The 11667-nt window shown below is 39.9% G+C and carries 11 protein-coding genes and 1 pseudogene; 3 read left to right on the top strand and 9 right to left on the bottom strand.

What is annotated here, in order from left to right:
* Positions 1–333: a putative DNA-binding protein gene (locus ACFSN5_RS05100; protein WP_004229497.1), complete on the bottom strand. Its 333-nt coding sequence runs from the start codon at positions 331–333 to the stop codon at positions 1–3.
* A 117-nt stretch (positions 334–450) separates the two neighbouring features.
* Between ACFSN5_RS05100 and ACFSN5_RS05095 the strand changes: the two genes are divergently transcribed.
* Positions 451–1212 carry an alpha/beta hydrolase gene (locus tag ACFSN5_RS05095; protein WP_165211084.1) on the top strand — a complete coding sequence of 254 codons (762 nt, stop codon included), beginning with the start codon at positions 451–453 and terminating at the stop codon, positions 1210–1212.
* 110 nt (positions 1213–1322) lie between these two features.
* On the opposite strand, the gene ACFSN5_RS05090 is transcribed toward ACFSN5_RS05095, so the two are convergent.
* Positions 1323–2021: a GntR family transcriptional regulator gene (locus tag ACFSN5_RS05090; protein ID WP_165211087.1), complete on the bottom strand. Its 699-nt coding sequence runs from the start codon at positions 2019–2021 to the stop codon at positions 1323–1325.
* A 164-nt stretch (positions 2022–2185) separates the two neighbouring features.
* Positions 2186–3721 (bottom strand): hypothetical protein, encoded by a 1536-nt coding sequence (locus tag ACFSN5_RS05085; protein ID WP_004227451.1) that lies wholly within the window; start codon positions 3719–3721, stop codon positions 2186–2188.
* Positions 3722–3869: 148 nt separating this feature from the next.
* Between ACFSN5_RS05085 and guaA the strand changes: the two genes are divergently transcribed.
* Both guaA and ACFSN5_RS05075 read left to right on the top strand, forming a co-directional pair.
* A complete protein-coding gene (guaA, locus tag ACFSN5_RS05080; protein ID WP_165211091.1) occupies positions 3870–5423 on the top strand; it encodes a glutamine-hydrolyzing GMP synthase in 1554 nt (517 codons plus the stop codon).
* Between the two features lie 181 nt (positions 5424–5604).
* Positions 5605–6261 (top strand): CPBP family intramembrane glutamic endopeptidase, encoded by a 657-nt coding sequence (locus ACFSN5_RS05075; RefSeq protein ID WP_241154201.1) that lies wholly within the window; start codon positions 5605–5607, stop codon positions 6259–6261.
* 277 nt (positions 6262–6538) lie between these two features.
* Here ACFSN5_RS05075 and ACFSN5_RS05070 read toward each other — a convergent pair whose 3' ends face one another.
* From ACFSN5_RS05070 to ACFSN5_RS05045, 6 genes and pseudogenes are all read right to left on the bottom strand, one after another.
* Entirely contained in the window at positions 6539–6877 is a 339-nt protein-coding gene (locus ACFSN5_RS05070) for a hypothetical protein (protein ID WP_165211094.1), read from the bottom strand.
* Between the two features lie 64 nt (positions 6878–6941).
* Positions 6942–7427, bottom strand: a pseudogene (gene msrA, locus ACFSN5_RS05065) (peptide-methionine (S)-S-oxide reductase MsrA); the annotation flags it as partial.
* Positions 7428–7449: 22 nt separating this feature from the next.
* A complete protein-coding gene (gene msrB, locus ACFSN5_RS05060) occupies positions 7450–7890 on the bottom strand; it encodes a peptide-methionine (R)-S-oxide reductase MsrB (protein WP_165211097.1) in 441 nt (146 codons plus the stop codon).
* An 855-nt stretch (positions 7891–8745) separates the two neighbouring features.
* Positions 8746–9432: a YjjG family noncanonical pyrimidine nucleotidase gene (locus ACFSN5_RS05055; protein WP_165211100.1), complete on the bottom strand. Its 687-nt coding sequence runs from the start codon at positions 9430–9432 to the stop codon at positions 8746–8748.
* Between the two features lie 69 nt (positions 9433–9501).
* A complete protein-coding gene (locus ACFSN5_RS05050) occupies positions 9502–10992 on the bottom strand; it encodes a family 1 glycosylhydrolase (RefSeq protein WP_165211103.1) in 1491 nt (496 codons plus the stop codon).
* Between the two features lie 15 nt (positions 10993–11007).
* A complete protein-coding gene (locus ACFSN5_RS05045; RefSeq protein ID WP_165211106.1) occupies positions 11008–11646 on the bottom strand; it encodes an AEC family transporter in 639 nt (212 codons plus the stop codon).
* Positions 11647–11667 lie beyond the last annotated feature (21 nt).

Here is an 11667-nt window from a genome sequence, read left to right as displayed (position 1 = left end):
TTAATCTCGATTATCAATACTGGTTAAGAGAGAAATATTTTCCTGCAGATACGCATCATTAGGATAGTTCTCTAAAATACTGTCGAAAATCTGGCTACGAACAATATAATCGGAATACATGTGGAGCTTTCGCTCATAGTCTTCCAAAATTTTCTCAGTTCGCTTGATATTATCATAAACCGCCTGACGGCTGACGCCAAACTCATCAGCAATCTCAGCTAAGCTATAATCATCTGCATAGTAGAGCTCAATATAGTTCATCTGCTTGTCCGTCAGGAGTGGAGCATAAAACTCGAAAAGCGCATTCATGCGATTGGTTTTTTCAATTTCCATAAGCCTTATTATAGCAAAAATTTCACACATTTTATAGCCGTTTAGATTTGTCCATACTAGATATTTTCTCTATAATAGCTTTGACTGATTAAAAATCCAATAGGAGGCATCCGCAAAATGATTGAGTATCATGATTCTTATTTTCCAGCTGTTGGTAAGTGGCGAAAATTGCATATTTACCTGCCTGACGATTACTATAATAGTCAGGATACCTATCCTGTTATGTATTTCTTTGATGGACAGAACCTTTTCTTTGACCAGATGGCAACTTATGGCAAATCTTGGGGACTTTACGATTTCCTAGAAAACTGGCCGAAGAAGATGATTGTTGTTGGGCTTGAATGCGGTCACGAAGGCAATGAACGCTTATCAGAATACAGTCCTTATGATATTGACTCAGATTTTTTTGGCGGTCATATTAATGGCCTAGGCCAAGAAACTATGGATTGGCTGGTTAACGATATCAAGCCCTATGTTGACAAAACTTATCGCACCTATGTCTTTCGTGAAGCTACAGCTATTGCTGGCTCCTCAATGGGAGGCTTGATGGCCATTTATGCTCTGGCTAAATATAATCATATTTTCTCAAAGGCGGCCTGCCTCTCCTCTGCCATCTTGGGCGACTTGCAAGCCGATGTTGCAGCAAGCAACCTTGATTCTAATAGCCGAATCTATCTGTCTTGGGGACGCCTTGAGGCTGGTCATACTCATGGTGACCCTTTGGACAGTCCGACAGCTAAGGCAAATCTAGCCATTGAAGCAGCTTTTCAAAGTTACGGTGCTGCTACTTATATTTACTGTCAAGAAGGCGGTCGCCACCGTGAAGCGGATTGGCAGAAGCAAGTTCCCATCTTTATGGATTTCCTCTGGATGCGATGACAGTCATTTCCCCTTGTTTTCCAGAGCGACAGAAATAATACATATATATAATTATGTAAATATTGTATTCCCATAACACTTAAAAGAGCCGATTAATTAAGTCGGCTCTTTTAGTGGTTTTCTAAATAAAATTCAAAACGTCCAGCTACATATTGACTGCGGACAAATTCAAAAGCTGTGCCATCATCTAGGTAGGAGGTCTGCGTTAAGGACAAAATAGCATGTCCCTGTTCAACAGCTAGCTCTTTGGTCAGTTGAGGATCAACAATGTCAGCAGAAATAGTTTGTTGACTCTTCCCAATAATATAACCATGGTCTGTCAATGTCTGAAAAAAATGATTGGTAACTTCGTTTCTCTTAAAGTTGCGAATTAGCCGTTCAGGAATACTGGTTACCTCATAAACGACAGGGATATTATCGGCATAGCGAACCCGTTCCATCCGAATAATATAAGATTTAGGTGTGACACCCAGATGACGGATTTCTTGTTCATTTGGATAAGTTCTTTCATAAGAAATCAATTTGCTCGATGGCTCTTTGCCCTGAGCTTTGATGATCTCTGTGAAACTGGTTGTTCCGCGGATTTTTTCTTGGACTCGTTGGCTGGCCACATAAGTGCCACTGCCTATCCGTCTTTCTAAGATGCCTTCATCAACCAAGAGTGTAACGGCCTGTCGCAAGGTCATCCGACTGACTTCAAACTGATCAGATAAATCCCTTTCACTGGGCAGACGGCTGCCAATTTTCCAAACCCCCTGATCTATTTCATTCTTGATGGCATCATGAATCCGAATATAAGCTGGTAACATAGCTTCCTCCTGCTTAATCTATACCAATATTGTAGCACAAAAAAGCAGAAGAGCTCTGGCTTTTTTCTAATTCGAGAAAAGCACACACAGAGCTTCTGCCCAAGCAAATCTCATATTCAAATACGAAAATAATCTACAACTCCCACTGTCGCTCAACTCCCCAACTAATTAGTTGTGTTGCCATAGACAGACATTGATGAACTTGGTGTAAAATGAATAGGTTTAAACATCCAGTTATTATCTTGATGGAAACGGCTGGTTAAAGTATCAGTAAGCGTGTTTCCAGATACCGTGACATTATTAACATCTCCAGAATGCTGACCGATGCTAGCACCGTAAGCAATAATTTTTCCTGACCCATCCTTATAAGGGATAAAGGAATTATTAGTTACACTGATGTTGCTAGTAACTGCTTTTGTTTGATTGAAATTACCATAATTAGGGTCGATATTTTTCAAGAAATTGCCATCCCATTCTCCCCTATTGTCGGAAGTATCAAACTGAATAGCCTCAGCGTAAATATCATGATCTTTGCTGACTTCCGATAAATCAGTTTTATCAGTCAGCTCTGGTGCATAGCCCTCGAAGGTATTGCCATCAAAACTGGAGTTTTGCAAGCCGCCTAAGTCAAAAATATGACTCCCCATTTTATGAACCATGATAAAGGTATTATTGTCAACAGTCCAGTCGCTACCATGATTAACCATAATCATAAATTGGTTTCCTTTTTTTAAATCTTTGGCTTTGACAGTGATATCTCTCATAGTAAAGTTTTGTACGCCATCTGTTGCACCAGGCCCTGTCGCAAAACCGAACCAATATTGAGCACCATCAACAATGAGATTGGTATTATCACCGCGAATCTGTGTATCTGATGCTAAAGTAATATAGTCTGTTTCAGGAGTCTGTGTTCCGATGGTGAAATCTCCACTTGGAAGACCAAGGATTGTTCCAGGATTCTCTTTGGCGTAATTAAAGGCGTCTTTTAATACCTGATTATTATCTGCTGCAGAATTTTCTTCTTTTAGAGGGACGTGGTAAATATCGTTGACACTGGCTTCTGCGATATTAGAAATATCTGTGCCATCATCCAGCTTAACATCATACTTATAACCGCCGCCAGATGTATAATTGTAGCTAACCTTTTCGACCTTTGCTGCGTCTCCCTGATAATTGCTTAAATCATAACCATCCAAGTCAGATTCTGCTGAATGACTAATCTGGATGGTCGCATCCTTTTTAAATTTAGCATCTGGTGCTTTGGTCAAATCAGATTCCTTAACACCGTTTAGACTATCGCCATTTTCAAATGTAATGGAATAGGTCATGACCGATTTACCATTTTTGGTATCAACCTGATTTTCAGATTTGACCTTACCGATCCAATTGTGATAGTCAGTCAAATCCTTACCGCCGATGGATTGCTTGGCTTTGTCTGAAAGTTGTACGCTTTCATCAGCTTGATATTTCGCTTTTAGATTTTCAGAGCCAATTTGCAGATGGTTGGTAATACTTCGAACATCCCTTTTGAGCACACCAAAACTATGAGTAACAGCTAAAAGGATAATAACAGAAATGACAAGAACTCCTAAAGCGATCAGTTCTTGAGGCCGAAAGAGCCCCTTATGATTTTTCTCCCTGAGAAGAGATTCCTTACGACTTTCTTTTCTTCTTTGTGTGGGTGGCATTTCTTTACGCATAGGTCATATTATAACATAGATTAATCAGCTAGAATAGGGATATGGCAGGAATTTTCACCCTGAATTTCTGGTGCACTTCCACTCAAAGTGTGTTACAATGGATTCAATAATCTGTCGACTTAATCGACAAAATTGGAAAGGCTTATTGATGACTGAATTTAACAATCTTGAAAAGATCATCGTTTTGGACTACGGTAGTCAATACAATCAATTGATTGCTCGTCGAATTCGTGAAATCGGTGTTTTTTCTGAACTCAAAAGCCATAAGATTACTGCCCAGGAAGTTAGAGAAATAAATCCAATTGGTATCATCCTCTCTGGTGGTCCTAACTCTGTCTATGCAGAAAATTCTTTTGGTATTGATGAAGAAATCTTCCAGCTTGGTATTCCAATACTGGGTATTTGTTACGGCATGCAGCTCCTTACTGACCAACTAGGTGGTAAGGTAGTACCAGCTGGTCAAACTGGAAGCAGCGAGTATGGTCAATCCACCTTGCATCTACGTCAGGACTCTGAACTCTTTACTGATACACCTAAGGAACAAGTTGTTCTCATGAGCCATGGCGATGCCGTCACCGAAATTCCTCAGGGCTTCCATCTCGTTGGTGACTCAGCTGATTGTCCCTATGCAGCCATTGAAAATTCCAATCGAAAGATCTATGGCATTCAGTTTCACCCCGAGGTTCGTCATTCAGTCTATGGTAATGATATTTTGAGGAACTTCGCCCTAAATATCTGTGAGGCCAAGGGTGATTGGTCTATGGATAATTTTATCGAAATGGAAATCACTAAGATTCGCCAAACAGTTGGTGAGCGGAAGGTTCTCCTCGGTCTATCAGGCGGTGTCGATTCGTCTGTTGTTGGTGTCCTTTTACAAAAGGCCATCGGCGACCAATTGACCTGCATTTTTGTTGACCATGGCTTACTTCGGAAAAACGAAGGTGATCAAGTTATGAATATGCTAGGAGGAAAGTTTGGGCTCAATATCATCCGTGTAGATGCTTCAGAGCGCTTTCTTAACCTTCTAGCTGGCGTTGACGACCCTGAAAAAAAACGCAAGATTATTGGAAATGAATTCGTCTATGTCTTTGATGACGAAGCCAGCAAACTCAAAGGGGTTGACTTCTTGGCGCAGGGTACGCTCTACACAGACATCATTGAGTCCGGAACCGAAACAGCCCAGACTATCAAATCCCATCATAATGTCGGTGGTCTGCCAGAAGATATGCAGTTTCAATTAATTGAACCCCTTAACACCCTCTTTAAAGATGAAGTTAGGGCTCTAGGTACTGCACTAGGTATGCCTGATGATATTGTCTGGCGACAACCCTTCCCTGGTCCCGGTCTAGCTATCCGTGTCATGGGAGATGTCACAGCTGAAAAATTGAAAACGGTTCGGGAATCCGATGCTATTCTTCGAGAAGAAATCGCCAAAGCCGGTCTTCAACGTGATGTTTGGCAATACTTTACGGTTAATACTGGTGTACGATCTGTCGGTGTCATGGGCGACGGTCGAACTTATGACTACACCATTGCCATTCGTGCCATCACTTCCATCGACGGTATGACTGCAGATTTTGCCAAACTCCCTTGGGATGTGCTACAAAAAATCTCAACCCGCATTGTCAATGAAGTTGACCACGTTAACCGCATCGTTTACGACATTACCAGCAAGCCACCAGCAACTGTAGAGTGGGAATAACAGAAGCAAGTATGTTACTGTTATAAAATCATTGAAAACAGTGGGCTTTATCTATATGTGGAAGAAAAAACTCTTGAGTGATACTATTTTGATACTAAAAGCTAAAAAAGCAGGTTCAAAAGGGAGTTGCTGAATTGAAACCTTCCATCGTTTTGGTGGGATGTTTTTGTGGAAATTATAAATGGTAAATTGGTATGAGCGTATGGACAATAAATATATCAAATTAAATATCTTTCCCATTATTACTGAGGTATTATTTGTATTAGTATGTTTGCTGTTTCAAGGATATTATATATACATCAATTTTTTGTTTTATATAGTATTGGCAATTTGTTTTTGGTTAAGAGAAGATTTTTCCATTCAAGAATGGTTGGATTCCTTTAAAGGAGGGAAAAATTTTTGGAAGCAGGTAGCGTTGACGATATTGTTCTTTTGTCTTGCTTTCGTATTTACAAATATCTTAGAAAATATGTTCCCATATCTTAATACGGGAATGATTAAATTAAAAGCGGATAACTGGTTAAAGCTTATTCTGTTTACAGGTTCTACAATAATATTGCCACCAATCGTAGAAGAAGTGTTTTATAGAAAAAATCTTACATCTTTTAAAAATGGGAAAACTTTAATTTTGACAACGCTATTCAGTATGTTTGCATATGCTTTAGAGCATGCATTTACAATTTGGGGAATTTTCTTATGCATGATATGGGCTTTACCGTTGAGCATTTCCTATATCAAAACCAAAAACATATATGTTGCAATGACAGCACATTTTATATGTAATTTTGTTATAAACGGAATTGCTGTTGTAGAAGTATGTGGTTTCCTATTGCATTGATTATCTGTACAAAAATAATATTGATATTGTTAAAGCACATAACTTTAAGATCTAAAAATCTTTCAGCTATGTGCTTTTTCTGTGTTTATTTTATATCCGGTGGAATCTTAGCGGATATGTTCATATGTTTTTTCTAGACGAGGTTCTGATTATTATAAGATTACTGGAGATAGTGAAAAACCTCTCAAGTATGTATATATTGAGAACGGAAAAGAAATTTTATGTTTTGAGATTCTCCATTATAAAAGGGAGTTCATATTACATAGAGCCTCTTTTTCTACTCTTCTTCCTTCTCCAAGTCTAAAACAGAGAGGAAGTCATAGATAGCTTTGTCTCGTTGTTTGCTGCTCATGAAGTCTGACCAGTTGGTAATGAGGCAATCGTGTTGATAATTTTCTAGGTTCTTCTCATCATTAAAAACAAAATGGCGCATAAAGTAGAAATGATTCCAGCGCTCGTGCTCGAGAGCTGTTAAGAAATTCATAACGGCATTAGCTTCAATGATGTCCACCTGTTCTGCTACTGGTTTGCCTTCTAAATTTTCTCGCCAATCTTTGAGCAAATCTGCCTTAGAATCTACTTGATCAGGTAGTTCGGTAATTTTATCTAGCAACATCTTCTTAATAGGTTGGTGGAAAGCTTGATAGTCCAAATCAATCGTTCCATAAGGCTATTTAAGCCAGCGGGACTTTTGCCAAGCCTAAATCAATATGGCAATAGCCATTTGGATTCTTTTTCAAGTAATCCTGATGGTACTCTTCAGCATCAATAAAGTGACGAAGCGGTTCTAGCTCAACTGCTAGAGGACGACCGCCATGCTCTTGGCTGACCTTTTGCATGATAGCTTCCGCGATAGCCCTATCTGCCTCATCTTCATAATAGATGCCGGTACGGTACTGCCTGCCAATATCGTTTCCTTGACGATTAATCGAAAATGGATCGATGATACGGAAGTAATGGGCTAGAATCTCTAACAAACTCACACGCTCAGGATCATAGGTCACAGCCACTGTCTCAGCGTGATCAGTCGCATCGACAAGTTCGTAAGAGGTAACCTCAGACTGACCATTGGCATATCCGACACGGGTAGCTGTAACGCCATCGATCAAGTCAAAGTATCCTTCAACACCCCAAAAACAGCCACCAGCTAGATAAATTTTTTTCATAAGTAGCACTCCTTCTTTTATTTTAATCATCAAAGAGCTTCAAGTAGTCTGCGTAACCTTCTGTTGCCATATTCTCATAGGGGACAAATCTAAGGGCTGCAGAATTGATACAGTAGCGTAAACCTCCCTTATCAATCGGGCCATCATTGAAGACATGCCCAAGGTGAGAATCTGCTTCTTGACTACGAACTTCAATACGTCTCATCCCGTACGATAAGTCCTTGTGGTTGGTCACCTTCTGCTCTTCAATCGGCTTAGTAAAAGCCGGCCAGCCACAACCTGAATCATACTTGTCTGTCGATGAAAACAGAGGCTGTCCACTAACGATATCTACATAGATCCCTTTTTCAAAGTGCTCATCGTACTCTCCTGTAAAGGCACGCTCAGTAGCAGCGTTCTGTGTCACCTCATAAGCTAGATCTCCGATACGCTGGCGTAACTCTTGTTCATTTTCTTTTGCCATAGAAAGTCCTCCCTCTTTCATAAGATACAAAAGGCGTCTGTGGACATTGCTAAGTCTCTCCCACTAACGCCGTTTGGTCAGCAAGATCAACTAACCAACGTTATACCACTAAGCCATTAAGCGACTCAAAGAAATTTAGGAAGCCTGACAAGGAATCGCTAAAGATTCTAGGAAGACGTACCTAATTTCACAAAGTCCGTAGGCGTGTTCAATCAACAAGATACCAAGCCGTGAAGCGATGCCCCAGCTTGTACTTAGGTTGATCTTGTGGAATCAGTTTAACTCAATCGGTTTTGGATTTCAAGAATTCGGCTCAGAAATTTTTATGAGAAGCTATGGGAGAGTGATACGGAAATTAATCATTCGGAGAATGTGATTGTCCTCGCTTCCTTATTTTAAAACTCAGGTAGAAATCCTTCAGTGAAGGATTTTGACACTTGCTTTGCAAGCTTTATTTCCCAATTAAAAAGGTCTACTAGACCTTTTTAACCCACCTCCGAACAGCTCAAAATGCCCGGGAGACCTTTTAAGGTTGGAAATAAGATGAACAAGGTTCATGGTATTAGATAACTTCTGAATAGTTTCCCAAACTGTTGAGGCTATCACTTGTATGATCCTTAAACAGTCCAGTGAACTGTTTAAGGGGGTGGCTGAAAATGGGACTGCACCCCACCAAGATAAGGAATTCCAATCAGTAGTGGTTCATTGGTGCTGAAGCACCTCATGAACTGTGCAGGGGTAAGACTTCTCGGTAGAGCCAACAAGTCTTGCCCCTAACCACTGCGCCTAGCAAATAAAATTGACCAAATAAATAAGGCTGAGAACTTTTATCTCAGCCTCTAACCATTTATCATCTTAATCAAGAATTTCCAGTAGTCCCTGATAAGTAGCTACGATGTAGGTCGGCTGAGCCTGACTGGTATTCTCCTTACCATTTGGATTGTACCAAACCGTATCAATCTCAGCATTGTTGCCGCCTTGAATATCACTGAGAAGTCCATCACCAATCATCAGTGCTTGCTTTTTATCAAAGCCGTTAATTTGATGAGCAATGCTATCATAGTATTCCCTCTGGGGTTTTTGATGCCCCAGATCATCCGAGATAAACACCTGCTCGAAATAATCTCTGATTCCAGAGCGATCTAAACGGCCGTTTTGGATAAAGGTCACCCCATTGGTCGCAGCAAAAAGACGATAACCACGCGCCCCAAGGATTCCCAGAAGTTCTTTAGCCCCCTCTAAAACCTGTCCCTGCTGGCTGAGGAAGTGCTGATAACGCTGGGCATAATAGCGGCCATCCACATCTTGATTAAAGTGGGCAAATAGTCGGGCAAAACGTGTATCGATCAATTCTTGCTTGCTGATCTGGCCCAAGCTCAAATCATCCCAAAGTCCACGATTCATGGGAACATAGTAGTCCATATAAGCTGCAATATCCGACACTTGCGCCTCAAGCAAAAGCTGGTGCAACGCAAGGCTTTCCGCCGCATCAAAATCTAACAAAGTATGATCAAGATCGAAAAGAAGGTATTTGTAGGGCATGATGGTCCTTTCAAAAGTTTTTAATACGCTTATTATAGCAAAAACTTCAATCGCGGTCTTGACTGTTAATTATTCTAAGTCTTCTCCATTAGAAGCAATAACCTTCTTATACCAGTAGAAAGAGTCTTTTGGTACTCGGTTAAATGTACCATGGCCTTCATCATCTTTATCAACATAAATGAAGCCATAACGCTTACGCATTTCCCCTGTATCGGAAGATACAATATCAATACAGCCCCAAGTTGTATAAGCAATTAAATCAACGCCATTTGCTATCGCCTTTGCCATAGCAGCAATATGATTTCTATGATAATTGATGCGATAATCATCATGAATACTGCCATCTTCGGATACTGTATCGATGGCTCCGAGTCCATTTTCGACGACCATTAATGGAATTTCATAACGATCATAAATTTTTTCAAGATAGTAGGTTAATCCAAGTGGATCTTCTGCCCATCCCCACTCAGAATAAGTTAGGTATTCATTACGAGCCCCAGTAGAATAATTTCCGTCTACCATATCTTTAGCATCTAAATTATGAGTTGTCACATTGTTTGACATGTAGTAAGAAAAAGTATACATATCCACACATCCTTCACGCAACTCTTCTAAATCTTTGTTTGTGATATCAAGCTCCACATCATGCAGCTTCCAAAGGCGCTTAGCATAGGTAGGATATTGCCCTTTCACCTGCACATCTCCACAATAATAAATTCCTTGTTGCCACTTATGTTCATTAGCCAGAATATCATTAGGGTCGCAAGTAGCTGGATAAAATGTAATGCCGCAAATCATGCAACCAATCTTATTTGTAGGGTCAATTTCATGTCCAATTTTAACAGCACGGGCACTGGCCACCAATTGATAATGGAGCTGCTGATAGCCCTGTTGATACATCTCTTTAGTAGCTTTTCTGCCAAACATATTCAACATCATGACTGTATTATTAATTTCATTAAACGTTAGCCAATACTTAACAAGACCTTTGTATTCTGTAAAGATTACTCTGGCATATCTTTCGTAAAAATCAATCAATTGACGATTGTTCCAACCACCATATTTCACTTCTAGATTTAAAGGTGTATCAAAGTGCCAAATTGAAACCAAGGGCTCTATACCATATTTATGACACTCTTCAAATACTTGGCGATAAAAATCTAAACCCTTTTGATTGGGCTCTTGGTCATCACCATTCGGGAAAATGCGACTCCAAGAAATCGACAATCGAAAAATGGAGTAGCCCATTTCAGCAAAGAGCTTAATATCTTCCTTATAGCGATGATAAAAATCGACCCCATCGTGATTAGGATAATAGTAATCCTCCAAAACTGCATAACGCGCTCCTTCTGGAATAACTGCATGGTGACCACGACCCGGTGCCTCACCAGAATTGCCATCTTTATCGAGGTAAGTTGTCATACGAGGAGTATCTTTTGTTCCCCCTGTAGTCACATCGAGTTTGATTAAACCACGCCCATCTTCCTTGTAGGCTCCTTCTGCTTGCGTTGCAGCAATTGCACCACCCCATAAAAAATTTTTTGGAAATTTATTTGACATTCTGAATTCCTTTCTTTAAAACAATTGTTGCATGACTAATTGTGCTATAAGATAAATTACTGGTATTGATATAATACAAGTCACAATCGAGAGACCAATTTCAATAATTGAAAACTCAGGATTTCCTTTGGCTTGGATTATAAATAAAGTAACTAAAGACCCGATTGGACAAGCGAATAAAATGACATTTGCAAAATAGTCTATTCCTTTTATTCCCAGAAGTGCAAATATCAATACTCCAATAACTGGCATCAATAGATTACGGTAAAACACTGTTACAATCATCCAAGGTTTGACAACTTTTCTATCCATCGCTATATTTGCCAAACTATTCCCTATCAAAAACATTGATAAAGGAGTATTGGCACCCGCCAGATATCCCAGACCTTGATTAAGGGGAGTTGGAAGTCTTACACCTGAGAAAAACAGCACCAGACCTACACCTATTGCTATGGTGTTAGGATTTTTAAACATCTTTAGAAGCTTCTCTTTTGAACTTCCGTCACCATTCTCAAAAAGAGTCATTCCGTGTGTCCAGACAAAAGTATTGTAAACCATAATACCAATGGCTGAATAAAACACTCCTCTGTCACCAAATAAAGCACTTGCAATCGGTATTCCAACAAAGCCAATATTAGAATATACTGTTCCCATAATTGCACTACGTTCATGTCT

It is taken from the genome of Streptococcus tangpeifui (assembly GCF_044503215.1).
GTDB classification, from domain to species: Bacteria; Bacillota; Bacilli; order Lactobacillales; family Streptococcaceae; genus Streptococcus; species Streptococcus tangpeifui.
This window is presented reverse-complemented; position numbering and strand designations above follow the sequence as displayed.

Coding starts and splice junctions, on each gene's coding strand:
- msrB (WP_165211097.1), bottom strand. CDS start 7,890: ATGGCAAAAGAAAATGAACAAGAGTTACGCCAGCGTATCGGAGATCTA.
- ACFSN5_RS05075 (WP_241154201.1), top strand. CDS start 5,605: ATGGTAAATTGGTATGAGCGTATGGACAATAAATATATCAAATTAAAT.
- ACFSN5_RS05070 (WP_165211094.1), bottom strand. CDS start 6,877: ATGTTGCTAGATAAAATTACCGAACTACCTGATCAAGTAGATTCTAAG.
- guaA (WP_165211091.1), top strand. CDS start 3,870: ATGACTGAATTTAACAATCTTGAAAAGATCATCGTTTTGGACTACGGT.
- ACFSN5_RS05100 (WP_004229497.1), bottom strand. CDS start 333: ATGGAAATTGAAAAAACCAATCGCATGAATGCGCTTTTCGAGTTTTAT.
- ACFSN5_RS05045 (WP_165211106.1), bottom strand. CDS start 11,646: ATGGGAACAGTATATTCTAATATTGGCTTTGTTGGAATACCGATTGCA.
- ACFSN5_RS05090 (WP_165211087.1), bottom strand. CDS start 2,021: ATGTTACCAGCTTATATTCGGATTCATGATGCCATCAAGAATGAAATA.
- ACFSN5_RS05095 (WP_165211084.1), top strand. CDS start 451: ATGATTGAGTATCATGATTCTTATTTTCCAGCTGTTGGTAAGTGGCGA.
- ACFSN5_RS05085 (WP_004227451.1), bottom strand. CDS start 3,721: ATGCGTAAAGAAATGCCACCCACACAAAGAAGAAAAGAAAGTCGTAAG.
- ACFSN5_RS05050 (WP_165211103.1), bottom strand. CDS start 10,992: ATGTCAAATAAATTTCCAAAAAATTTTTTATGGGGTGGTGCAATTGCT.
- ACFSN5_RS05055 (WP_165211100.1), bottom strand. CDS start 9,432: ATGCCCTACAAATACCTTCTTTTCGATCTTGATCATACTTTGTTAGAT.